Source organism: Stenotrophomonas sp. STEN035 (assembly GCF_056759935.1).
The window spans coordinates 46462-71737 of the sequence record NZ_JBRRDY010000025.1 but is presented as its reverse complement, the minus strand read 5'-3'; the positions used below and the strand labels follow the sequence as shown (position 1 = coordinate 71737).

General features: G+C 63.4%; 13 protein-coding genes. 10 read left to right on the top strand and 3 right to left on the bottom strand.

The window, feature by feature from the left end; translation table 11 throughout:
- Positions 1-105: 105 nt before the first annotated feature.
- Complete coding sequence (locus ACVOLL_RS14115; RefSeq protein WP_481513472.1) at positions 106-444, bottom strand: P-II family nitrogen regulator; 339 nt, start codon at positions 442-444, stop codon at positions 106-108.
- 155 nt (positions 445-599) lie between these two features.
- Here ACVOLL_RS14115 and ubiK point away from each other — a divergent pair, with 155 nt between their 5' ends.
- On the top strand, positions 600-857 hold the full coding sequence (gene ubiK / locus ACVOLL_RS14110) for a ubiquinone biosynthesis accessory factor UbiK (protein WP_481513471.1): 258 nt from the start codon (positions 600-602) through the stop codon (positions 855-857).
- Positions 858-867: 10 nt separating this feature from the next.
- Positions 868-2379, top strand: a complete 1512-nt coding sequence (locus ACVOLL_RS14105) for a YifB family Mg chelatase-like AAA ATPase (RefSeq protein ID WP_481513470.1) — start codon at positions 868-870, stop codon at positions 2377-2379.
- 277 nt (positions 2380-2656) lie between these two features.
- Here ACVOLL_RS14105 and ACVOLL_RS14100 read toward each other — a convergent pair whose 3' ends face one another.
- Complete coding sequence (locus ACVOLL_RS14100) at positions 2657-12280, bottom strand: autotransporter-associated beta strand repeat-containing protein (protein WP_481513469.1); 9624 nt, start codon at positions 12278-12280, stop codon at positions 2657-2659.
- A 568-nt stretch (positions 12281-12848) separates the two neighbouring features.
- Between ACVOLL_RS14100 and ACVOLL_RS14095 the strand changes: the two genes are divergently transcribed.
- Positions 12849-14375: an esterase/lipase family protein gene (locus ACVOLL_RS14095; RefSeq protein ID WP_481513468.1), complete on the top strand. Its 1527-nt coding sequence runs from the start codon at positions 12849-12851 to the stop codon at positions 14373-14375.
- Positions 14376-14442: 67 nt separating this feature from the next.
- Here the strand turns inward: ACVOLL_RS14095 and ACVOLL_RS14090 are convergent, their stop codons facing one another.
- Positions 14443-15858, bottom strand: coding sequence for an aminotransferase-like domain-containing protein (locus ACVOLL_RS14090; RefSeq protein WP_481513467.1), 1416 nt, complete (start codon positions 15856-15858; stop codon positions 14443-14445).
- Between the two features lie 516 nt (positions 15859-16374).
- Between ACVOLL_RS14090 and ACVOLL_RS14085 the strand changes: the two genes are divergently transcribed.
- From ACVOLL_RS14085 to ACVOLL_RS14055, 7 genes are all read left to right on the top strand, one after another.
- Positions 16375-16545, top strand: a complete 171-nt coding sequence (locus tag ACVOLL_RS14085; RefSeq protein WP_481513466.1) for a hypothetical protein — start codon at positions 16375-16377, stop codon at positions 16543-16545.
- A complete protein-coding gene (locus ACVOLL_RS14080; RefSeq protein WP_481513465.1) occupies positions 16545-17501 on the top strand; it encodes a hydroxymethylglutaryl-CoA lyase in 957 nt (318 codons plus the stop codon). Before ACVOLL_RS14085 ends, ACVOLL_RS14080 begins: the two co-directional genes overlap by 1 nt.
- A 379-nt stretch (positions 17502-17880) precedes the next feature.
- A complete protein-coding gene (locus ACVOLL_RS14075; RefSeq protein ID WP_481513464.1) occupies positions 17881-18387 on the top strand; it encodes an RNA polymerase sigma factor in 507 nt (168 codons plus the stop codon).
- Positions 18388-18493: 106 nt separating this feature from the next.
- Positions 18494-19450: a FecR family protein gene (locus tag ACVOLL_RS14070; RefSeq protein WP_481513463.1), complete on the top strand. Its 957-nt coding sequence runs from the start codon at positions 18494-18496 to the stop codon at positions 19448-19450.
- A gap of 186 nt (positions 19451-19636) precedes the next feature.
- Positions 19637-22723, top strand: a complete 3087-nt coding sequence (locus tag ACVOLL_RS14065; protein ID WP_481513462.1) for a TonB-dependent receptor — start codon at positions 19637-19639, stop codon at positions 22721-22723.
- A gap of 88 nt (positions 22724-22811) precedes the next feature.
- Positions 22812-23639, top strand: a complete 828-nt coding sequence (locus ACVOLL_RS14060) for a HupA family protein (RefSeq protein ID WP_481513461.1) — start codon at positions 22812-22814, stop codon at positions 23637-23639.
- A gap of 94 nt (positions 23640-23733) precedes the next feature.
- The gene (locus tag ACVOLL_RS14055; RefSeq protein WP_481513460.1) at positions 23734-25245 is read left to right on the top strand and encodes a surface lipoprotein assembly modifier; all 1512 of its coding nucleotides are present in this window, start codon (positions 23734-23736) and stop codon (positions 25243-25245) included.
- The last annotated feature ends 31 nt before the right edge of the window (positions 25246-25276 follow it).

Here is a 25276-nt window from a genome sequence, read left to right as displayed (position 1 = left end):
CGCCAAAGGGAGGGAGCAGAGCGCCTGGCTCCCTCCCTTTGGCGCAGCCAAGGGGAGGGCTGGGGAGGGGTGCTCTAAAGCTCTAAAGCTTCAAACCCGCAAACCTCAAAGCGCATCCCCATCCAGCTCGCCGGTGCGGATCCGCACCACGCTGCCCAGGTCATACACGAACACCTTGCCGTCGCCGATCTTGCCGGTGCCGGCCGCTTTGACGATGGCTTCCATCACCTCGTCGGCCTGCGCATCGGTCACCGCGACCTCGATCTTCACCTTCGGCAGAAAATCGACCACGTACTCGGCACCGCGATACAGCTCGGTGTGACCCTTCTGCCGACCAAAGCCCTTGACCTCGGTGACGGTGATACCGGCCACGCCGCGTTCGGCAAGCGCCTCGCGCACGTCGTCCAGCTTGAACGGCTTGACGATGGCCATGATCATCTTCATTGGTCGGCTCCTTGAGTGATGCCTGCAGCATACCGTGCAGGCTGACGTGCCACTAGCAAGGTTCCGGACTATCCTTACCATTGGCAATAACGGATACCGATGCCCGCAACCAACAGCCGCCGCCTAGGCTCGGCTCAACCCTGCGGAGAAACCCCATGATCGACCTCAACCACATCGACGACCTGGCCCGCCGCCTGAGCAGCCTGGTGCCGCCGGGTCTGCGTGAATCACGCGAAGAACTGCAGGCCACCTTCAAGACCGCGCTGCAGGCCGGGCTGAGCAAGCTGGACCTGGTCACCCGCGAAGAATTTGAAGTGCAGCGTGCGGTACTGCTGCGCACCCGTGAAAAACTCGAGGCGCTGGAACAGGCCGTCGCCGCCTTGGAAAACCGCACCACCGACAAGAACGCCTGAGCGCCGGGCCGTGAGCCTGGCGCTGGTGCACAGCCGCGCCCGCGCGGGTGTGCACGCACCGCTGGTGCAGGTGGAAGTGCACCTGTCCGGCGGCCTGCCCTTCACCCAGATCGTCGGCCTGCCTGAAGCTGCCGTGCGTGAATCGCGCGACCGGGTGCGCGCAGCCATCCTCTGCGCGCAGTTCGACTACCCGGCGCGACGCATCACCATCAATCTGGCACCCGCGGATCTGCCCAAGGAAGGCGGCCGTTTTGACCTGCCCATCGCGCTCGGCATTCTCGCCGCAAGCGGCCAGATTGATCGCAATGCCTTGGCCAACTACGAGTTCATCGGCGAACTGGCACTGACCGGTGAACTGCGTGCGGTGGATGGCGCACTGCCCGCCGCAATCTCAGCCGCCAACGTCCAGCGCTGCCTGATCGTGCCACCGGGCAACGCGGGCGAAGCCGCCCTCGCCCAACACGCCGAAGTCAAAGTCGCACGCACGCTGCTGGAAGTCTGCGCAGCGCTGAGCGGCACGAAGCAACTGCCGGAGGCGCAGGTACCGCACACCGAACCCGCAGCACTCGCAGACCTGAGTGATGTGCGCGGCCAGCAACATGCGCGACGTGCGCTGGAGATCGCTGCTGCTGGCGGCCATCATCTCCTGCTGCTGGGTTCGCCTGGCTGCGGCAAGACCCTGCTGGCCTCGCGCCTGCCCGGCATCCTGCCCGAGGCGAGCGAAGAGGAGGCGTTGGAGTCCGCGGCAATCGCCTCGATCAGTGGTCGCGGCGTTGATCCCAGTCGCTGGCGACAACGCCCATATCGTGCCCCGCATCACACCGCCAGCGCGGTTGCCTTGGTTGGCGGCGGCTCGCATCCGCGCCCTGGAGAAATCTCCCTCGCGCACAACGGCGTTTTGTTTCTTGATGAGTTACCCGAGTGGAGCCGACATGCCTTGGAAGTTCTGCGCGAACCGCTGGAATCCGGCACGGTCACCGTCTCGCGGGCAGCACGCAGTATGGAGTTCCCTGCGCGCTTCCAGTTGGTTGCCGCGATGAACCCCTGCCCCTGCGGATGGGCAGGTGACAGCAGCGGCCGCTGCCGCTGTTCGGCCGAAAACATCCGTCGCTATCGCGCACGCATCTCCGGGCCGCTGCTGGACCGCATCGATATGCACCTGCAGGTACCGCGTCTGGCACCGAGTGAATTGCGTGGCGATGCCTGCGCAGGCGAAAGCAGCAGCACGGTTCGCGAGCGGGTGATGCAAGCGCGCGCCCGCCAGCTGCAGCGCGCGGGCAAAGCCAATGCACATCTTGGGCAGGCGCAGACGCTGAGCGACTGCGCGCTGTCCGCTGCTGATGGTGATCTGCTTGAGCAGGCGATGGAGCGCTTGCAGCTGTCAGCGCGGTCAATGCACCGGATTCTTCGGGTAGCGCGGACGATTGCCGATCTTGCTGGGCGCGATGCGATCCAGCGTGATCATCTGACGGAAGCCATAGGCTATCGGCAGTTGGACCGAAATGAGCCCAATGGTCTTTGAAGCTACGCGGCCGGAAACACAATACCAACTGTCAGCACAACGCGGTTTGTTGCTGATGCATCACACCACTCCGGTCGACAAAATCAGCGCAGCTGCAGGTCCCAGTCTCGCAGCACAATGCTGCCCACGATCATGGGCTTCACCCGCGATCAGCTGCCTACGCCAACACGCCGCTTTCCACTCCTGCCTTTACAAACAGCAAGGCCCGCAGCTGTGATCGCCGCGGGCCCTGCTCAGGATGCGTAGCCGCCAATACCTGCCGGCTACGCGGTTGCGCTTACCACTGCACCTGTACACCAAGCGAGGCCTGGACGCCGCTGCCGACACGGCTATCACCACTGTTGGCCCAGAGCTTGCCCAGCTCACCATAGATGCCGGTACGCGGGCTGATCTGCAGGCTGGCACCAGCCGCCAATTCGCTGCTGGTGTAGCCGCCCTTGGCAGTTATGTCGGTAACCCCGGCCGGTGCAGCAAAACTGGCTACATCATCGGTACCGCTGGCCTTGTAGACGTTGATACGTCCATACGGCTGGACCACGCCTGCCGCGGTGGCGAAGCTGCCCTTCAAACGGGCACCCAGGCGCAGGGTCCAGTCGTTGTCGGCTTGGTTCTTTACCGTGGCCAGGCTCAGCGCCGTGCCATCAATGTCCAGCGTGCGGTAAGTGATCTGCGCCTGCGGTTCGATCTGCCAGTTGCTGCCAAGGGCAAGGGACTGACCTATTTCAAGCGAGGCCAGCAAACCGCTGCCCTTGGTACGCGCCTGTGTTGCATTGCCTGCGACACGCAGATCACTGCGGTAGTCAGCGCCCTGCAGCACCGCACTGACATAACGGCCGGAGGTGTCCTGCCAGCCGCCATACATGCCCAGGTAGCGGCTGGTCAGATCGTTGAGGCCTACGTGGTTGCGCTGCACGCCACTGGCGAAGCCGTTGACGCGCATGTCGCCGGCGAGCTGCCCCAGGTAAAGGCCGGCATTCAAACCATTGTCGGCATACAGATCAACGCCCGCCTGGAAGCCGGTCAGATAACCGCTGCTCTCCGGGCTGACCGTGCCTTGCTGGCTGATCTTCGGGTCGGTGCGCAGGAAGCGGCCCCAGACATGCCGGTCGCCACCCGCGTCGGAGCTGCTGGCCGGCCCTGCGCCATCATCACCCATACGCTTGCGCAGATCGCCGAGCATCGCGATGTCCGCCTGGCGCAGCTGTGCTGGCAGCGCCGACAACAGCGGCACCTCCGAGCGGTAGGCCGTTGTCGGTGTTGTCGGATCAACCTGCGTATTGGTGGAATGCAGGGAGGCACCCTGGGCGGTCTGGGTCAAGCGGTACTCAAAGGCACCGGCATCGATATGGCCGCCGGCCAGGGTGAAGCTGCCGGACTGCAGGCTGGCGCCGTTTTCCGTGCCGATGACCTGGATACCGCTGACCGTCGTCTGCGCACCCAAACCACCTGCATTGGTGATGTGCACGGTGGTGTTGCCGCTGGCCACCGCCGAGGCGCCGCTGAAGAGCAGCTTGTCGGTGGCACTGCCGTCGGCGCCCAGCACGGTGGACAGACCCAGTTTGCCGTTGTTGCCTACATAGGCACCGGTGACCTTGAGCACGGTGCCCGGGGCTGCGCCGTTGTTGCTGCTCAGCTTGACGGTGCCACTGTTGCTCACGCTTGCCAAGGTCTGGCTGTAGCCCGCCAGATCCAGCACGGCGCCACTGGCAACGCTATGCGCGGAGGTGCTGCTGAAACTGTTGACCGCGCCAGCCTGCAACGTACCCTGCGCCACATCGGTAGCACCGGTATAGGCGTTGCCGGTGCTGGTCAGGGTCAAGGTGCCCGCGCCTTGTTTGGTCAGGAAGCCGGCCCCGGTAATGGCTCCCGTCCAGGTCGCAGTATTGGCGCCCGTGTCGATGATGGGATCGTTGCTGCCCGTCATGTGCAGGTCGTTGGCAATCCGCATGCCGTTGGCGGTCAGGCCAATCGCGGTGTTGTCGTCCATCAGCAGCGTGCCGCGACCCAGGCCATTGGCGTTGCCCAGATCAATGCGGCCTTGTTTGAGCTCCACATCCCCACTGAAGGTGCTTGCGCCATCGAGTACCAAGGTGCCGGCACCTTGTTTGATCAGGTTGCCGGTACCTTGAACTTGGCCGGCGAAGCTGGAAACCGCGCCTGCTGCCGTATTGACTGTCAAATCCGCAGCGCCCAAAGCAACAACACCGGCGCCACTCAGGCTGCTGGCCTGCAAGGCATAGCCATTCAAATCCAGGGTGGCACCCGTTTGCACCTGGTAACCGCCGTTCTGCACCAAAGCCCCCACCGAGCCCGCCTGCAGCGTGCCTGCCAGCACCTGAGTCAGACCGGTATAGGTATTGGTGCCGGTCAGTGTTTCCGTACCTGAGCCCTGTTTGATGAAGCCGCCGGTGCCAGCCATCGAGCCGCCGAAAACGCCGTCTGCAGAACCACCCACGGCGAGCGAATTCGCCCCCAGCACCACGGTGCCATTCCCAACAAGATTGCCGAAAACCTGCAAACCGTTGCCGGCGGACAAGTCAAAGGTCGCTCCGCTCGCCAAATTGACGGTGCCATTGCTTGCCAGGCTTGCACCGGCACCCAAGGCCAGCACGCCCGCATTGACCGTGGTGCCACCGGTATAGGAGTTGCTACCGTTCAACGTCAACGCGCTGCTCCCATCCTTGCTCAAGCTACCGGAGCCGGCGATGTTGCCGTCCAGCGTCAGGTCATTGCTCCCTGCCACGGTAAGCGCGGCATTGAGCAGCACCTGGTTGGCCAGCGCAATCGCTTGGCTCGAGTCCAGCGTAGCGGCAGCGTTCACTGCCAGTGTGCCGGAGCCAAGGGCCGCACTGTTACCGACCACAAGCGTGCCGCCGTTGAGTGCGGTGCCGCCGCGATAGGTATTGCTTCCATTGAGCGCCAAGCTGGACGCGCCGGCTTTGATCAAACCACCGGCGCCACTCACCTCACCGTCAAGGCTCAGCGCATTGGAGCCAGCGATATTCAAGCCGCCGTTGAGCACTACGCTGTTGGCGAGACTGACGGTGGTATTGGCGTCCAGCGTGGTGCCAGCTGCTGCGGTCAGCGTGCCGGAACCCAGCGCCGCGTTATTGCCAACCACGAGCGTGCCGCCGTTGAGCGCGGTGCCGCCGGTATAGCCGTTGGCGGCATTGAGCACCAACGTACCGGTGTCGTACTTGCCCAGCGTGCCACTGCCGTTGAGCGCCACACCGAGGGTCGCAGTAGCGTTCGGATCGACCCGCACCGCGGCGTTGCCCAGCGTGCCGTTGACTAGGTTCAACACACCCGATGTGCCGTTCTGCAAGCTGTAACCATCGCTGACGAACTGTAGACCAGTGGTGTTCTGCGTACCATTGACGGCAACCGTACCGGCCGCTCCCTGGAATACCGCGAAGCTGTTGGCCCAGGCCTGGTTGGTGGTGCCGTCAACGTCAGTCCAGTTGGTGGTACCGGTGCCCCAGATGCCGCCGCCGCCATCCACCGAACCATTGGGGACGAGTTGGTTGCCGTCCCAGAACTGCACGGTGACGCCCGGCGCGGTGACCAGCAGGTTGATCTTGTTGGTGATATTGGTCTGCAGTTGCAGGTCGCCCGACGTGACGTTGCCCGGAACACTGCCAATCAGCATCCCGTTATTGGTCAGGCCGCCGGTGTAATCGATCAGACGGTAGACACCGCTGCCGAAGCCGCCGATGTCACTGACGTTGAGCGTGCCGTCGAGGGTCAGGTTGCCGGCGACGTTGACCAACGCGCTGCCGCCGCCCGCGACCGGTGTGCCGAGTCCGACATCGAAGTTGGCGTTGGCGTTGAACACCAGCGAATTCACCGACAACGTACTGCCGGTGACGCCAGCCAGATGACCGCCATCAGCCACCGCCACTGCGCCCGTCAAGCTGCCGCTGCCACCGAGGGTGGCGCCGTTGTTGACCAGCACATTGCCGCTGGCCAGCGAACCGTTGACCTGCAGGGTGCCGGCGTTGACGTTGGTGTCGCCGGTCAGGTCGCTGGTGCCGCTCAAGGTCAACGTGCCGCTACCGAGTTTGGTCAGCCCGCCGTCACCGCTGAGCATGCCAGCAAACGTACTGCTGACGTTGTTGCCCCCCAGGCTCAGCGCATTGCCAGTGCCGATCAGTGCGGTACCGCTGCCGGTCAGACTGGCGAGGTTGCCGGAGCCGTCGAGGTTGAGGGTCGCCGCAGCGCCGAGATTGACCCCGGCGTTGCTGCCCAGCGCCGAGTTGCCCAGCGTGGTCAGGCTGCCGGACTGCACATCAAAGGTGCCGCTGAAGGTGTTGTTGCCGGACAGCGTCAGATCGGCCAGACCGTTCTTGGTCAGGGTGCCCGCGCCGGCAATCACGCCACCCAGGGTCAGGTTGTTGTTGCCGGCTACGCTCAGGTTGGCATTGACGTTGACGTTGTTGGCCAGCAGCAGCGGCGCCGTGGTGTCGAGGGTCGACGCACCCGCCACGGTCACCGCGCCGGAGCCCAGGCCCGCCGAGGTGCCGAGGGTTACGGTGCCGGCGTTCAGCGTGGTGCCGCCCGAATACGTATTGATGCCGTTGAGCGCCAAGTTCGATGCGCCGTTTTTTATCAGCCCACCAGTGCCGCTTACCACACCACCGAGGGTGAGATCGTTGCTGCCGGTGTTGCTCAGGTTGGCGTTGAGCGCCACGTTGTTGCCGAACGACAGCGAGCTGTTGCTGTCCAGCGCCGAGGCACCAGCCACGGTCAGGTTGCCCAGGCCCAAGGCGCCGTTGCTGCCGGCGGTCAGGGCGCCGGCATTGAGGGTGATGCCACCGAGGAAGTTGTTGGCCCCGGACAGGATCAGATTGGCCGCACCGTTCTTGGTCAGGCTGCCGGCGCCGTTGATAGCTCCACTGAGCGTCAGATCGTTGCTGCCGACGATACCAAGGTTGCCCGCCAGGTTGATCGCGTTACCCGCCGTAAAGGCGCCGCTGGCATCCAGGCTGGTGCCGCTGGCCACGTTCAAGGTGGCCGAGCCCAGTGCGCTGTTCGACGCCAGGATCAATCCCCCCGCATTCAGTGCCACCGGCCCGAGGAAGCCGTTGTTGCCGCCGAGGGTCAGGCTGGCCGAACCGTTCTTGATCAAGCCGCCGTTGCCGGAAATGACACCGTTGAGTGTCAGCGCATTGCTGCCCAACACGGTGAGATTGCCATTCAGCATGGCGGCATTGGCCAGCGTCACCGCAGTGTTGCTGTCCAGTTTCGTGCCGGCGTTGGCGGTCAACGCGCCAGTGCCCAGTGCGGTGTTGCTGCCGACCACCAGCGTGCCGCCGTCCAGTTGCGTGCCACCGCTGTAGCTGTTGGCGCCGTTGAGTACCAGGGTGCCGGCGTCGAGCTTGTTGAGGATGCCACCACCGTTGATGCTGGCGCCGATGGTCGCGGTCACGCTCGGATCAACCCGCATCGCTGTTGTGCCACCGCTGCCGTTGGCGGCAGTCAGTAGCCCCGACGAGCCGTTCACTACGTTGTAGCCATCGGTGAGGAATTGCATGCCGGTGAACAGTTGCGCGCCGTTGACCGAAACGGTTCCGGCTGTGCCCTGGAACACCGCGAAGTCGCCGGCCCAGGTCTGGTTATGCGTACCGTTGGAATTGGTCCAATTGGTGCCGCCGGCATTCCAGGTACCAGTGCCGCCGTCCACATTGCCGTTCGGGATGGTCTGGCTGCCGTCCCAGAAACGCAGGTTGGTGTCCGGCGCCGACACCACCAGATTCACCTGACTACCCAGGGTCTGCACGAGGATGTCGCCGAGGCCGTAACCCACCGGCACACCCGCTACGGTCAGGCCGTTGTCGGTCAGTGCGCCGATGTAATTGAACAGGCGGTAGACACCGACACCGAAACCGCCGGCATCGGTGACGTTGAGATTACCGTCGAGGGTCAGGTTGCCGCCGATGTTCATCAGCGAGCTGGTCGATGGCGTGGCCAGGCTGGCGTCGATATTGCTGTTGGCGGTGAGAATCAGCGACGAGGCGGAGAAGGTATTGCCCGAGGACAACGCCAGATGACCGCCGTTGTTGATGGTGACGAAGCCAAGCGCCGAACCGGTACCCGTGAGCGTGGCACCGTTGTTGACGTTGAGCTGGTTGCTGGCCAGCGAACCGGTGAGATTCAGCGTACCGGCGTTGACGATGGTGTTGCCGGTGATGCCGTTGGCGCCGGTGAGATTCAGCGTCCCGGTACCGACCTTGGTCAGGCCACCGCTGCCACCGAAGTCGCCGTCGAAAGTGCTGGTGTTGTTCACGCCGCCCATGGCTAGCGTGTTGCCGCCGGCGACCTGCACACTGCCGCTGCCGCTCAGCCCGTTGAGGCTGGCGCTGCTGTTGAGATAGAGACTCGCACCGGCGCTGATGTTGGCGGCGGAGGTGTTGCCCAGCGCCCCGCTGCTCACGGTGGTGACACTGCCGGAGGCGATGTTCAGCGCGCCGGTGAAGGTGTTGTTGCCGCTGAGCGTCAGATCACCAAAGCCCACCTTGGTCAGGCTGCCGGCGCCATCAATCACGCCGCTGAGGTTCAGGGTGTTGTTGCCGGCCAGGGTCAGGCCGGCGTTGAGAGTGATGTTGTTGCCGACACTCATGCCGGTGCTGGTGTCCAGCGTCGAAGCGCCGCCGACGGTCAGGCCGCCACTGCCCAACGCAGCGGCCGAGCCCAGTGTCAGCGTACCGGCGTTGAGCATGCTGCCGCCGCTGAAGGTGTTGGCGCCGTTGACGGTCAGGTTGGCCGCGCCGTTCTTGATCAACTGGCCGGCACCACTGATCACACCGCCGAGGGTCAGGTCCTGGGTGCCACCGACGCTCAGCGCCGCATTGAGCACGACCGCATTGGCCAGACTGACCAGCGGCGAACTGCTGTCCAGGGTTGCTGCGCCACCGACCGTCAAGGCACCGGTGCCGAGGGCCGAGCTATTGCCGGCGGTCACCGTACCGGCGATCAGCGTAGTGCCACCGACGTAGCTGTTGGTGCCGTTGAGGTTCAGATTGGCCGCGCCGTTTTTCACCAGACTGCCGGCGCCGTTGACCAGTCCGGCCAGGGTCAGATCGGCGGTGCCGCCGATGTTCAGCGCACCGGCCACGTTCACCGCGTTGCCGACGCTGATGGCGGTGTTGCTGTCCAGCGTGGTATTGGCCGCCGCGTAGAGCATGCCGCCGCCAAGCGCCGTGTTGCTGCCGAGGATCAGTTTGCCGGCATTCAACCAAGTGTTGCCGGAATAGGTGTTGGCGCGGTTGAGGGTCAGGTCAGCGGCGCCATTCTTGACCAGCCCACCGCCACCGGCGACGAATCCGCCAAGGGTCAATGCATTGCTGCCACCCAGCATCAGGTTGCCAGCGAGGTTGAAGTTGTTGGTCAGCGACACCGCCGTGCCCGCATCCAGCGTGGTACCGCTGGCGGTGTTCACCGCACCGGTGCCCAATGCCGTGTTGCTGCCGACGATCAATGTACCGCCGTTCAGCAAGGTGCTGCCGCTGTAAGTGTTGTTGCCGTTGAGGGTCAGGCTCGACGCGCCGGTCTTGATCAGGGCACTACCACCGCTGATCACCCCGCCGAGGGTCAGCGCATTGGTACCGCCTGCGGTGAGGTTGGCGCCGAGGTAGATCGCGTTGTTCAGCGTCACCGCAGCGCCGCTGTTGAGGGTAGCCACCCCTGTCACGGTCAACCCGCCGGTGCCCAGCGCGAAGCCATTGCCCACGCTAATCGAGCCGGCATTCAGCGTGGTGCCGCCCTGATAGGTGTTGAAGCCATTGAGGGTCAGGTTGGCGGTGCCGTTTTTCACCAGTTGATTGGTGCCGCTGACCTCGCCGTCGAGGGTCAGCGCGTTGCTGCCGCCGATGCGCAAGGTGTCGTTGAGTACGACCTTGTTGGCCAGCGCGGTCGAGGCACTGCTGTCCAGGGTCGACAGGCCTGCAACCTTCAGATCACCAATACCGAGCGCGGATGCATTGCGAACGGTCAACGTACCGGCGTTGAGGGTGGTGCCAGCGAGGAAGATGTTGGCGCCGTTGAGGATCAGGTTGGCGGTACCGTTCTTGGTCAACCCGCCGTTGCCACTGACTAGGCCACCGAGGGTCAGGTTGGCGGTACCGCCGATATTCAGGTTGCCAGCCAGCGAAACGTCGTTGCCAAGGCTGACCGCCGTGCTGGAATCCAGTGTCGTGCCAGCAGCGGCGTTGAGGACACCGATGCCGAGCGCGTTGTTGGCGGCCACGATCAACGTACCAGCGTTCAGCCCGGTGTTGCCCAGGAAGCCGTTGTTGCCAGCGAGGGTCAGTGCAGCGGTGCCGTCCTTGATCAGTCCGCCTGCGCCGCTGATCATACCGTTGAGGCTCAGCGCATGGGTGCCGCCGAGGGTCAGGTTCGCCGCCAGGTTGATCGCGTTGCCCAGCGCAACGGCCGTGGTGGCGTCCAACGTGGTGCCGGCCGCGGTATTCAGCGCACCCGTGCCGAGGGCGGTGTTGCTGCCGACGAACAGGCTGCCGCCGTTGAGCGCGGTAACCCCGCGGTTGGTGTTGTTGCCGGTCAGGGTCAAGCTGCCGCTACCGTTCTTGCTCAGGCTGCCGCTGCCGGAAATGCTCCCGCTCAAGGTGAGTGCATTGGCACCTTGCACCACAACGCCACCGCTGCCGAGCGAGAGCAGGTTGCTGATGCTCAAACCGCCGCTGCTGGCCTGCAGGGTGCCGCCGTTGGAGGTGATCATTCCGCTGCCGAAGGTGGCGTTGTTGTCGAAATGGGCGATGCCGCCATTGAGCGTGGTGGAGCCGCTGACCAACGGCCCCTGCAAGGTCCAGGCGCCACTGTTGATGGTCAGGTTGTTGAAGTTGACGTAGGTGGAACTGGACGCCGTGCCGGTTCCAAAACCACCGCCGCCGACACCGGTCGTGTTCTGCAGGATCAGGCTGTTGTTACCGCCGAGACCGCCATCGACCGTACCGGTGGCGGCAAAGCTCAGGTTGACGCCGGCCGGCCCGCTGAGCTCGGCGCCCGTTGCGCCATCGGTGCCGATGATCGATCCAGTCACCGCGGTGAAGGTGTTGGTGCTACCTGCGCCCAACGACACGCTGCCAACGATGGTGCCACTGTTGGTGAAGCTGTTGCCCGACGCCGAGGCTTCGAACGCGACTCTGCCGACGATCGTCCCTGCGTTGGTCATGTTGACCTGCGAGCCACCCCAGACTCCGACCACGGCCGTGTCGGCATCCATCACGTTGGCGGTCAACAGCGGTTTTGAGGTTATGCTGCCGGCATTGGTGATGGTGGTGGTACCACCGTCGCTGTTGTTCACAGCAAGCGCCAAGCCATTGATGCTGCCCAGGTTGGGCGCCAACGTTTCGCCCGTGCCGCGCATGACGCCGTCAACGTTGTTGAGCACGTTGACCGTGCCGGAATTACCGCTGCCGATGGAAACGCCACCGCTCAGCGCAGAGAGCTTGCCGAACAACGACGGGTCAATGACGCCGGAGTTGTTCAACTCGATGTTGGTTCCGGTCAGATCAATGACCTTGCCTCCTTCCGCGACGTTCATCTCCGCCCCGGTGTTGACGTTGACCGTCAGGTCGTCGGAACCGCTGGTGAAAGAGTTGGGAGCCGACTCCGACGCGGGCACGCCGATACAGGTGACAACCGAGCCAACCGTTGAACAGTCAGCCCATGCCGCAGGACTGACACCTGCCAGGCAGAACAGCGCGGTAGCTGCTGAAAGCTGGCGTATCCGCCCGAGCCTGTTGTTCAGATCCACCGCCTGCGCGGCGGCGGAAAGTGCCAGCCTTCTTTTCCTCGCAGAGCTCTTGCCGGTCCGGGCAATCTCCGGTGCCGCCACAAAGGTGCCCAACGCAGGATTCCAGATGGATCTATAGATATGGTTCACAACAAGCCCCTGTGGCGGTGATTGAAACTCAAGATGATTAACTAAAAATTTACTTTTATTACCCAAGCTGATCCGTCAGCAGGCCGCCACGGAATCTCCCGCGTTGGATAACGGCAGCACCCAGGAAAAAATTTAGAGAAATCGCGCTTTCCCGGCCCGCTGGAGCTGCGGGCACATCCTCGACAACCGGCAATGATGCGTCTTCAACGTAAGAGACCGGTGTCCGTGAGAGGCACGGAGCAGTTGGCGGTCAGCAGCACCGTAGAAACCAGAGTCCGTGGCTGGCTCATGCAGCCAAAGCACGACCGGTACGCACCTGTTGAGAACGGTATTCGCCACGCGGCACCGCATCGCGTGTGATACCTGTGTGCATCACTCAGCCGCTTCGCCGTAGCGTCTGCCCGACGACTGTGATCGGCGGCGGTCACCGCTGCGCGGCATGCTGGCCCCAACTCAAGGCCCCCCCGCCCTGCCTGCACAGCGCGCCAGAAAGGCCAGTCGGCCGCAAATTCAGGACAAATCCCAAAAATCCGTTCACCATCGCCCGCAGCCCCTGCTGAGACCGGCCATGGAACGTATCGAACGCCCTTACTTCCCGATCATCTATGTGCGCGGCTACGCGATGACCCGCGATGAGATCGTCGAAACCACCTCCACGCCGTTCATGGGTTTCGAGGCCGGCTCCACCAAGATGCGCCAGGCACAGGACGGCAGCATCGTCAAGTACGTGTTCGAGTCGCCGCTGGTGCGCTTGATGAAGGACTACAACTACCGCGACGTCTACGAATTTGGTGCCGAGCGTCGTGACCGCATCTCACCACGCTGCGTCGTCATCCATCGCTATTACGATCCGGCAGACCCCGCCTTTGGCGATGGCAAGACGCCGTCGATCCCCGATGCCGCCGCCGCACTGGGCAAGCGCATCGAACAACTGCGCGACAGCATCTGCGGCAACAACGCCGCCATGCGCAAGGAGTTCCGCGTCTATCTGGTCGCCCATTCGATGGGCGGGCTGATCTGCCGCTGCCTGCTGCAGAACCCCGATGTGGCCAGCGCCGAAGTTCGGGCAATGGTGGACAAGGCCTTCACCTATGCAACGCCGCACAACGGCATCGAGGTCGGCGGCATCAACCTGCCGAATCTGCTGTCGATCAACGACATGAACAACTTCAACCGCAGCAACATGGGCGAGTACCTGAAGGTGCCCAAGGACAAGGTCAACACCTTGGGCCCGTCCGGCTTTCCGCCCGAACGGCTGTTCTGCCTGATCGGTACCAACGCACGCGATTACGCTGCCGCACACGGCCTGTCCTCCTTCGCAGTCGGTGCCTTGAGCGATGGGCTGGTTCGCATCGCCAACGCCTACGTCGAGGGCTCGCCGCGCGCATTCGTCAACCGCAGTCATAGCGGCTACTTCGGCATCGTCAATTCCGAGGAGGGCTACCAGAACCTGGTGCGCTTCCTGTTCGGCGACACCTGCGCCACCGCCCAGCTCGACATCACCGCCCTGCCTTTCCCACCGGAGATCGAAGCTGCGCGCAAGCGTGGCAAGAAGATCGAGTCCTCGTACTACGTCGAGGCCACCGTTGCTCCACGCGGTGCTTACACCTATGAACTGACCTCGCGCACCCAGGCCAACCAATGCGCCATCCGCCGTGAGTACGGCGACATCTTCGATGCGCAGGGCAATCTGCTGAAGGACAAACGTTCAACCGTACTGTTCTCGGTATTCCTGGACAGCAGCAAGATCCTGGCCGGCAGCGAGATCGCGTTCTCCATTGATCTGGCGATCAGCAATGCCGGCTACCAGGTGGATGGTGCCTTGTTCCTGAAGAACCACATCCCCGGCGAGTACCTGTTCCGCAACACGCTGGTGATCTTCGCCAAACCCGACGGCGCAGGCGGCTGGCGCCTGCGCTATGTCTGGGGCGACGACCAATGGGCAGGCGGGCCGAAGAATGAGGCCGAGCTGGACACCGCCCGCACCAAGGCCATCGGCATCAACCAACAGGCACCGAACATCTTCGCAATACCGCTGCGGTCAGCCAAAGGCTTCAACGCCGAGTTGAAGCTTTCGCTTTCCGACTGGCGCTGAGCTTTCGGCATGCCTCACCGTGCCAGGGGACTCCGTTGGCGGCAGCTCCCCGCTCACCCTGCCATCATCAGGCCAACGCTGCGGCCTGATCCAGTTCCTCGCGGAGACTGTCGATGAAAACGCTGTCGTTCAAATAGGCAACGTTCAAGCGCGTCCACGGCGAGACCTGCTCCGAGTCGACATTGAAGAACGCACCTGGCGCCAGCACAACACCGCGTGACAACAAGCGCGCGGTCAGCGAACGCGTATCGTCGATGCCATCAAAACGTGCCCATAGATACAGGCTCTGTTCCGGCGTCGCATAGACGGTTGCATCCAGCCGATTCAGCACATCCAACCCTTCCGCAGTAGCGGCGCGCACCCGATCCTGCAATCGCCCGACATGGCGCAGGAAGTTGCCTTCGCGCAGGATCGCCTCAAGCACGCGCTCGCCGTACTCGCTGCTGCCGATGTGCAACAGCATTTTCAGATCAGCCAGTTCTTCAATGTGTGCGTTCTCCCCAGCGATGAAGCCGCTGCGCAATGCCGCCGAAACCGATTTCGAAAAGCTGCCGACATACAGCGTGTTCCTGAACTGCGACAACGAGGACAGGCGAAATGCCGAGTTCGGTTTGAAGTCGGCCATTGCGTCGTTCTCGACAATCAGCACATTGTGCGCCGCCGCCAACTCCAGCAAGCGCTTGCCGACTTCCGGCGAGACATCGGTGCCGGTCGGGTTGTGCGCGGTTGTCTGCATGAAGAAAACGCGCGCCTTGCTGGTCTGCAACGCCGCCTCCAGCTCAGCCAGATCAGGGCCATCTACACGGCGTGTGATTGCAATCGATTTTGCGCCCTGCAGCTGCAGCTTGCCGAACAACGGATAGTAGCCGGGCTGCTCCACCAACACCGTATCGCCTGGCGCGACGTAGCGCCGGATGATCAGGTCCAGCGCATGGTTGGCGCCAAAGGTGGTTACCAGCTGTCGCGGTCCCAGCTCCATGCCATGCATGGCCATGCGCCGGATCAACTGCTGCCGCAATGGCAAGTAGCCGTAGCGATTGCCGTAGCGAAACAAGCTGCCGATGCCGCTGCGTGCAACCTGCCGATGAAAGCGATCAAGTCGCATATAGGTCAACCAATCAACAGGCGGGAAGCCTTCGGCAAGATGTGATCGCCCCGGCTCACGAATGGCCTGCTGACGCATCATCCACAAGGTATCGATAACCCTGCTGTAGCCAACCGGCTCCTCATCGACGTCCCGTTCCGGCGGCGCCTCGACGCCACGTACAAAAAAACCCTTGCCGTGCTGTGCCTCAACCAGCGCTCGCTCGCCCAACAAGTCAAACGCCGAGATAACCGTATTCTTCGAGTAGCCATTCAATCGTGCGTACTCGCGCAACGACGGCAGCTTGTCTCCAGGCTTCAGCACACCGGCCAGGATCTGACGACCGATGTCCATGGCAACTTTTTCCGCTAGTGAAATCTTCCGTGGTTCAGAGCGCATAAAAATCCAAACAAATTTCTTCGGGCGCTCACTGTATCTACGCGCCAACACACCCTGTAAAGAGCATAAATAGACATTTCGATATGAACTCGCAGATACGCTTCTGCACTTTCTCTGTACGGAAAAACTGTACCTTTCGCCCGCACTCTTCGGAGCACATTGTGTCCTGGTGATTGAGCAATGCTCGACACAAGCAGATCGACCAGGACAATCAACGTTGAACGCAACTCTTGCACATGCAGAACACGCAGCGTCATCTGATCCAACGTCAGCGATAGCGCACATTCCGCGCAAGCCAACGCGACGCACTGGTGGATTTCGTGTGCTTGGCGCGGGCCCGCTGCTCCATGCCTGCATCCAGCTCAGTGCGATCGGCAATGTTCACGGCGCTCGCATGCAAGTACTGCAGCTATGCAACCAGCGCATCGGGCTAGACAACACGATGACTCCGGCACCCGTTTCGGGTGGCGGTGGCTGCAAGGATATTGAAGCGAAGCCGCACACGACACGCGAGATGTGGCCGCACGTGGAGATCGCAGCGACACCGGCCAACACGTCTGCGATCTGGCATTGCTGGCCGGCGCCAGCGATGGTGAGATCGTTCACGTGGTCAAAGCCCTGCTATCGGCGCGGGTCGTCCGCGTTGATCTCGCGATGGCTCGGCTCGACAAGCTGCGGGGGCGCTGATGGACAGCCAGGATGAACCGCAGGAAGATCGTGTCCGCATCATCGAGGTTGGCGCGCGTAGAGGCCTTGAAAGCCAGGCCAAAGTACTTCCAGCCATCGTCCGTGCCAACCTGATCGAACTGTTGGAATCGGCCGGAATCAAGGAACTTGAGCTGGGCTCGTTCACCTCACCGCGCTGGGTGCCGCAGATGGCCGACACCGCGGCGGTATGCGCACTGCTGGGGCCGCCGCCGCTCAATCGAATCCGCTCGGTGATGGTCCCCGACATGAAGGGCTTGGAGATGGCAATCGCCAACGGCTGCCGCGACATCACCATTGCGTCGGCCGCATCGGATGCTTATTGCCGGGCCAACCTCAACTGCAACATCACCGAGAGCCTGCGCCGTGCCGACGAAATCACCGAGCGCGCCCTGGCCCTGGGCATCCAGGTACGTGCCACGCTGGCCACGATCATCCATTGCCCATTCAGTGGAGCGGTGACGATTGCGGAGGTTACCCGCATTGTCCGCGCGTTCTACGATATGGGCTGCCGCGAGGTCAGCCTATGTGATACCACCGGCAGCGGCACCCCGGCGTCGGTTGGTGTGCTGCTACGTGCCTGCGCCACCGAAGTGCCCATGCACCGTTTGGCCGCGCATTTCCATGACACCTTCGGCCTGGCCATCGCCAATGTCATCGAAGCTTTGGAGCACGGCGTGCGTGCGTTCGACGGCGCCATCTCCGGGCTTGGCGGTGACAGCCATGCGCCGGGTGCGGCGGGCAGTCTTGCCACCGAAGATCTGGTCTATCTGTTCTCCGAGCTGGGGATCCACTGCAACGCCGATATCGATGGCCTGCTGCTGGCCGCGGACTACATCGACTGCGTGCTTGAGCGCAGGACCGAATCGCGCGTGGGTCGGGCCTTGCGCGCCAGAAGAAGCCGGTGGAAGGACACCGCTGTGGCCTGGACCGGTTGAACGCTGCAGCACGTGTTCGCGGCAGCGCCCTGCCATGCAACCTGGCGCTGGCCGTGGCCTTGCTTGACGCCGCAATTCCCGCGACGGCGGGATAGCCGCGGCCCTGGCTTCAGCTGCTGCAGGTGCTGTTTGGAACAGTGCCCGATCAAGCGCGTGACTGACACGCCACTCCCATTGAAAGTAAGATGTGCCGGTCAGCAAGCATAGCGGCCAGCCGACCACCCCGTGCCGGCGCTCAGCGCCGTGGAGAGATCCCCATGCCGCTGCTGTCGAGTTCTTGGCCATGCTGGCAGAAGCAGCAGCGCCATGCGCCTGCCCTGCCCCACACCGCGCCTGCCTGCATGTCACAGCTGCACGTCGCCATCGGCTGCCAGCACTGATGACTGCGCCCAGCTCGCGCCTGATCGATGCCTTCCTCGGCCTGTACAGCGAGTTGAAGCGGCACCTGCGGCGGCGTACTGGCGACAGCAGCCGTGCCGAAGAGGTCATGCAGGAAACCTATCTGCGCCTGCTCGAGACCGACAGTCGCCAGCAACAGGAGCAGATCCGGGACCAGCGCGCTTTCATTTTCCGGGTCGCCGGCAACCTCGCCATCGACGTTGCTCGCCGCGAGCAGCGCGCAAGTGGCAGCGGCGAGCCCGATCCGCAGCAGGCCGACCCGGTCGCCAACCCGGAGCGCAATGCCATTGCCCAGGACCACCTGCGACAGCTCGATGCTGCGTTGCGCGAGCTGCCGCCCAATGCGCGCATGGCCTTGCTGCTGTTCCGCGTCGACGGCCTGTCGCACGCACTGATCGCGCGCCGCCTTGGCGTATCCGAGAGCATGGTGGCCAAATACCTGGCGCAGGCGCTGCGGCACTGTCGCGACCGTCTGGGTCCAACTTGAGCACGGTGATGGAGGATGATCACCGCAGCCACTGCAACTTTGGCCTTGGTGAATCGTCGTATAGATAGACAACCCCTCCCTCAGCGCAGCCCCCAGCCACGCCTCGATGTTCGACCGCTTCCGAACCCGCAACAACACACTCAACGACGAATCCATCCAGTGGGCAATCCGTCTGGGTGCGCGTCCGTCTGCGGGCGATAGAGCCGCGTTCGAGCGCTGGTGCCAACGCTCCCCTGCCCATGCCGAGGCTGCAAGGGAGGCGTTCGCGCTACTCGATGCTGTCGGCCGAACCGAGCTTGCCGCCGAGCACCGCCATTGGGTGCAGGCGCTGACGCCTGCGCCACGCCGGATCAGCCGGCGTGCGATGCTGGCAGGCGGGCTGTCGGCGGCGGCGCTGGCAGGCGTGGTTGGTACGGGCATGTTGGGGCCGGTCAGCGGCGTGCTTGTCGACCACCACACGCGTATCGGGCAGCGTCGGCAGGCATCGCTTGGCGACGGATCAACGGCCTGGCTCAACAGCGGGAGTGCGTTTTCGCAGGCGTTCTCAAACGTCCGCCGCACCGTCTCGGTCGCCGCCGGTGAACTGCTGTTCGACGTCGCGTCCGACCCGCAGCGGCCGTTCGTGATCGAAAGTCGCGATGGCAGCGTCCATTGCAGCGTCGGTCGCTTTGCTTTGCACCGCGAATCACGCCGCAGCACGCTCACCGTGGTTTCTGGCCTGGCCGAACTGCGCAACCGCGCCGGCGCCAGTATCGAGATGATCCCCAACCAACGCGTTGCCTTCAGCGCAGATGTACTTGGCAAGGCTGAAGACGTCGATGCCGGTGCGTTGACCGCCTGGGTACGCGGCAAGCTGATCTTCAACCAGCAGAGCGTGGCTGCCATCGCAGGCGAGCTGCAGCGGTATGTGCCGGGACGCATCGTCGTCATTGGCGAGCCATTGCAGCAACTGCAGCTCACCGGTGTGTTCGAGCTGGACGATATCGGTGCAGCGCTGCGCAATATCGCCGCGTTGGCCGGCGCGGAAGTAACCCGGCTGCCGCTGCTGACTTTGATCCGTTGAGCCGCGCGCCAGCGCTGTAACCCCGCAATCGACCGCCACCCGGGTACGCGGACAAGCAGATGAAACTTTTTTGCGGCTGACGCTGCAAGTTTCGCCCGCGCCTGTCGTCTATAGGAATGAGACTTATTCTCATCAAGTCACCACCGGTACACCCGAGCGTCCTCTTCCTCTGCCTTCGTCGGATCCATGAGCCCTTCCAGCCTCCCTCGTCGTTCTCCGCGACTGCCCGCACTGCTGGCCGTCAGCATCGCCCTGGCACTCAGCGCACCGTTGCTTGCGGCCGCACAGAGCCGCAGCGCCAGCGGTCCCAGCCAAAGCGTCGCATTCGATCTTCCCGCACAGCCCCTGGACAGCGCATTGACGCGTCTGGCTGACCAAGGCGGCGTGCGCATCCTGTTTGTCTCCAGCGATGTCGGCGGGCTGCAGGGTGCGGCCATCAAGGGTCAACTCAGTGCAGCGCAGGCGCTTGACCAGCTGCTGGCCGGCAGCGGACTGGCCTGGCAATGGCGCGAGCCCGGCACCGCCGTGGTGACCCGCAGCGGCGCCGCTGCCGCAGGCGCGAGCAGCCCCATCGTCACCGGCACACTGAGCGTAACCGGGCAACAAGGCATCGAGGCCACCGGTGCGCAGCGCGACCTGCGCGGCCAGGACGATGTCTACGATCTGGACTTGTCCACCGCTTATCTAGGCCGCACCGAAATCGAGCGCTACAAGGGCGCGACGCCTTCGGACCTGCTCAACGGCGTCGCCGGTGTGTTCAGCGGTGATGCCCGCAACAGCGGCGCGCTCGACGTCAACATCCGTGGCGTACAGGGGCCGGGACGCGTGCCGGTCACCATCGACGGCACCGAACAGGCGGTTACCGCCTGGCGCGGCTACAACGGTATCGGCAACCGCAACTACGTCGACCCCAACCTGATCGGCGGCATGCAGATCTTCAAGGGCCCGTCGCTGACCCGCAACGTCACCACCGGCATCGGCGGCGGCGTGGTGATCAAAACACTGGACGTTGACGACGTGGTGCCGGAAGACGAATCGTTCGGCGGCGAGTTCAAGATCGAAGGCAGCAGCAACGCGGTGGCGCCGCGCCTGCCGGGCAAGCTGTACACCGGCATGAACCACCGCGACGTGCCGGAACTGGCCACCGGCAGCCCGGCCAACGACCCGACCCTGCGCGTGCAAGCGCACACCGGTGGCGGCGGTTACAACGTCTTCGATGGCGAGGACCACGCCTATCGGCTGGCACTGGGCTGGAAGTCGGACACGCTGAGCCTGTTCGGTGCCTATGCCTACCGCGACCGTGGCAACTACTTCGCCGGCAAGCGCGGCGCCGGCTACTACTCGCAGCCGGTGGAGAACATCGGCGCCGGCGACTACATCATCACCATGGCCAACCGCCTGCGCCCGGGCGACGAGGTGACCAATACCTCCAGTCAGATGGAATCGTGGCTGTTCAAGGCCACCTGGAACCCGACGCCCGACCAGGTGCTGCGCTTTGGCTACCGCGACACGCTGTCGCACTACGGCGAGATCATGCCGTCACGCATCAACCGTACCGCGCTCGGCCTGCCGCAGTGGTCGCTGAGCCGGGTCGACTCCAAGGCCTACAACCTGGAATACAAGTGGCAGCCGCAGGACAGCCGCTGGATCGACCTGTACGCCAACCTGTGGCGCACCGACACCGACAGCAACGCGAACACCGCCGGCAGCTACCCGAATTACTGGAATGCGGTGACCCAGCCTATCGTGATGAATGGCGCGCTGGATGACTCCACCAATACCCGCAACGGCCTGACCCTGAGCAATCTGTTCCGCATCAGCGATACGCTGGACCTGACCGTCGGCGGCGACTTCCAGCATGAGAAGCTGCGCTCGCATGATGCCTACATCGGTCCCTCGGCAGCCTGGCGCATGTTCCCGCGCGCCGGCCGCCGCGAGGAATGGAACGCCAACTTCAACTTTGAATGGCGTCCGGCAGATTTCCTCAAGATCAATGCTGGCGCCCGCTACTCCTCGTACTGGGCGTACGACGATTTCCTCGCTGACCACCCCAACAAGTTCCTGGGCTCGGTATCCGGCTATCAGGCCACCTACCAGACCATGTCCGCGGAGGAGCGCAGCAAAGCCGAAGCACAACACCGCAATGTCTACCAGCTGTGCGCGAAGATGCCGTTTTACTGCCAGATGTTCAACATTCCGGCTGGGATAAGCGAAGCGGACTACGTCGCCTCCAAAATCAAGAATTCTGCCAAACAGAACACCATCGCATGGCTCCCTGACGCCGAAGGTAGATTTCACCGTGCAGACAACCCCTGCAGCAACGGCACGCTGGCCGGCGTAGCCGATCTGTTCGAGGGCGGGAACTGCAGGATCGGCAACACCGCCAACCCGATCGCTTCCAGCTACGCCGTGGCAAAGAAGCGGCGTGATGGCGGCTGGGCGCCGTCGTTTACCGTTACCGGCTTGTTCTCGGACTACAGTCGCGCCTACCTCAGCTACAACGAGGCGCTGCGCTACCCCAATATGTTCGAGAGCGTCATCGCCTTCGGTGCCAGCGTCAGCCCGTTCCGCGACCTGAAGCCCGAGCACACCTACAGCTACGAGCTGGGCTACATCCAGGAACTTGGGCATCTGCTGGGCGATGACACGATCGCCGACGTCAAACTCAGCTACTACCACCGCCGCACTGATGACCTGATCGAACGCGACAACAACTTCCTGTTCCGCAACATCGACAAACAGCTCGTGCAGGGCGTGGAGTTCCAGGGCCGCTATGACAATGGCCGCTTCTTCACTGACCTCGCCGTGGCGCACACGTTGAAGAACGAGGTCTGCGATGAACACACCGCCATCACCATCGACCCCAATGTCGCCGGCACGCCCACCTGCGTCGATCAGGGTTTCATCGGCAGTTGGCTGCTGACCCAGGCCTCGCCGGAGACCTCGGCCAATTGGTCGCTGGGCGGGCGCTTCCTGGACAAGCGACTGGAACTAGGCACGCGTGTTGTCTATTACCAGCGCCGCAAACCCAACCGCGACCTGGAGGCATTTGCCGCGGTCACCAACCAGAACCTTGCCGTGTTCAACGTGCCGTTCTCCTGGGATACCACCTGGCTGTTCGACGCCTATGCCAGCTACCGCGTCAACGACACCGTACAGCTTGAACTGATCGGCACCAACCTCACTGACCGCTACTACGCCGACCCGGCCACGCGTTCGCTGCTGCCTGCCCCTGGCCGCACGCTGAAGCTGAGCGTGACCGCGCGCTTCTGATCATCCCGTAGCACCAAGGAGTCCACAGCAACCCGAACCATCACTGCAGTTCTGCTTTTTCCCTCATTACATCAAGAGAAAAATAGTCATGAAAATGCACAAGCGCATCTCCCAGCTCGCCCTCGCCCTGACCGTGATTTCCGCGGCCGGCACCGCCGCCGCTGCCAACATCGTCGGTACCCAGTCCACGGGGACCGGGGCGTCGTACATCACGGTCGGTGTGTCACAGGTACCGTTCGGCCCGCATACCGCGGGCATCTCCGGCGTCGGCATTTCCAGCTATGCCGGCGGCGCCAAGGTCGACTTCCAGGGCCTGACGCCTTCCAGCGCCGCCACCGCGCTGACTCCGAGCATGACCGTCTACCGCCTGCACGATCCGATCACTCCCGGCACCCCGGGCAACCCGAACGACCCGGCACACTTTGGCCTGGGTAGTTTCAGCTTCGTCAAAGTTGGCAGTAGCGACGTCTGGTTCGGCGAATGGTCGACCAACGGCAATACCGGCAGCCCCACCTACCAGAACCGTCAGGTCTACTACGTCGGTGACAAGACTGGCTACACCGCCGCCACCGGCACCGCCGTTGGATACACGCTGACCGGTCTGCACCAGTACGGCGCCAACACTCACCTGACCGGCAGCCTGACCGCCAACTTCAGCAGCCGCACCTTCCACGGCGACCTCTCGATCGGCGCAACGCAGATCCGTCTGGGCACCAGTGGTAGCCAGATCGCGTTCGACACCAACGGTCATTTTGATGCAGCCAACGCCGGCCAATGGGTGATCCCAGGCAACGTCGTGTTCGCCACCGGTGCGGTGAAGGGTGACTTCTTCGGTGCACAGGCGGCCGCTGTCGCTGGCATCGTCGACTTCGGCGACCAGGCCATGAACATCGCCTGGGGCGGCACCAAGAACTGATGGGTAAGCCTGCCCGTCAACCGCTGTAATTCGACTGCTACCGGCAAGGACCAGCCAGCGTCCGCCAATCCTTGCCTTCCTCGATGGCCATTGCATGCATTCTCGTTCTCCAACCGGTCGCCGACGCCGGCTCATCTTCGCGCTTCCCGCTGCACTGCTGCTGGCAGGATTGTCGCTGCCCGTCGCGGGCTCCGCACAGGAGCAGGCCGATACCCGCCGCCTGCTGGACCAGCATATCGATCAGCAAGCACAGGCCCGCGAGCGCGAACTGCTCAAGGACGAACTGGACGCCGAGCGCCCAACGCTGACCATTGATGGCGAGCGTCACGTCATCGGCCACAATGTCGACGACGTCGGCCGCGCGCTATATCTGGCGCTGCAGCAGCGGCAGTGGGACCTGGCGGCGCATTTCCTCAACGAATACCTGACCCTGCCCGACCACGACAAACTGCTGGTGCACTACGCACAAGGCGGTTTGCTGCGCATGCAGGGCAAACACACACAGGCAATCGCCGAGTACCGCGCCCTGCTCGCCCAGCAGCCGGACTTCATGCCCGCACAGCTGGAGTTGGCCCGCACCTTGTTTGAAGATCAGCAGGATCGCGAAGCCGATGCACTGTTCGCCGATGTCGGCACCAGCATCGACGCCAACGACCCGAAAACCGAAGGCGTGCGCACCACCATCGCCAGCTTCCGCCAGGCCCTGGCCCAGCGCGAGCGCTGGAGCGGCTCCTACGCGGCCGGACCCAGCTGGACCGACAACGCCAACCGCACCTCGGCCAGTCGCACCTGCCTGTTGCTGCTGATCAACGGCGACTGCCTGATCGAACGCAAATTGCCCGAAGCCATCACTGCCACCGGCATTGACTACGATGCCACCCTCAACAAGCGGCATGCGCTGCGCGGCCATCATGGCGTCTACCTGCGTGCAATCGCCTTTGGCCAGAACTACCGCGACAACAGCGCCTACAACGAGCTCAACGCGGCGGTGCAGGCCGGCTACAGCTTCCGCAGTGCGCGCCACACTGTGGCGCTTGCACCTTCGTTCGATTACTACGCCTTGGGCAACAGCGCCTTGTTTGGCGCGCCAGGCGTGCATGCAGAATGGAGCTGGACGCCCGGTCAGCGCTCCATGCTGAAACTGGAAGCCGACTGGAAGGATCTCGCCTATCGGCAGCGCGACTACGCACGCAATCTCGATGGCGTGCAGCGCACCGCCTCGGCCACCTACTTCCGCAGTCTTGGCAGTCATTGGATGGCCTTCGGCGGCATCGATGCACTGGACAGCGATTCCCGCGACCGCAGCAACAGCTACCGCTCGCTTGGCGCCCGTCTCGGCGCATCACTGCAATGGCCAGAAGGCTTCAGCCACACCTTGTTCGCCTCTTATCGCCGCCGCAGCTACGACCTCTACAGCCCAATGCTCGGCGTCCGCCGCGATGACGACGAGCGCAACTACACCCTGATCATCAAGGCCAAACGCCTGGCTTTCGCCGGCTTCACGCCCTTGCTGAGCCTTCGTTACAACGTCGTCTCCAGCAACGTCGACTGGCTCTACAGCTACGACCGCAGCACCGCCAGCCTGAAGCTCGAACGCAGTTTCTGACCCCCACCGCCTCCAGCACTACCGGGAATTG

Bases quoted from the DNA above. Each gene is read 5' to 3' on its own strand.
- ACVOLL_RS14115 (WP_481513472.1), bottom strand. From the start codon at position 444: ATGAAGATGATCATGGCCATCGTCAAGCCGTTCAAGCTGGACGACGTG.
- ACVOLL_RS14080 (WP_481513465.1), top strand. From the start codon at position 16,545: ATGGACAGCCAGGATGAACCGCAGGAAGATCGTGTCCGCATCATCGAG.
- ACVOLL_RS14060 (WP_481513461.1), top strand. From the start codon at position 22,812: ATGAAAATGCACAAGCGCATCTCCCAGCTCGCCCTCGCCCTGACCGTG.
- ACVOLL_RS14095 (WP_481513468.1), top strand. From the start codon at position 12,849: ATGGAACGTATCGAACGCCCTTACTTCCCGATCATCTATGTGCGCGGC.
- ACVOLL_RS14065 (WP_481513462.1), top strand. From the start codon at position 19,637: ATGAGCCCTTCCAGCCTCCCTCGTCGTTCTCCGCGACTGCCCGCACTG.
- ubiK (WP_481513471.1), top strand. From the start codon at position 600: ATGATCGACCTCAACCACATCGACGACCTGGCCCGCCGCCTGAGCAGC.
- ACVOLL_RS14075 (WP_481513464.1), top strand. From the start codon at position 17,881: ATGACTGCGCCCAGCTCGCGCCTGATCGATGCCTTCCTCGGCCTGTAC.
- ACVOLL_RS14055 (WP_481513460.1), top strand. From the start codon at position 23,734: ATGCATTCTCGTTCTCCAACCGGTCGCCGACGCCGGCTCATCTTCGCG.
- ACVOLL_RS14090 (WP_481513467.1), bottom strand. From the start codon at position 15,858: ATGCGCTCTGAACCACGGAAGATTTCACTAGCGGAAAAAGTTGCCATG.
- ACVOLL_RS14070 (WP_481513463.1), top strand. From the start codon at position 18,494: ATGTTCGACCGCTTCCGAACCCGCAACAACACACTCAACGACGAATCC.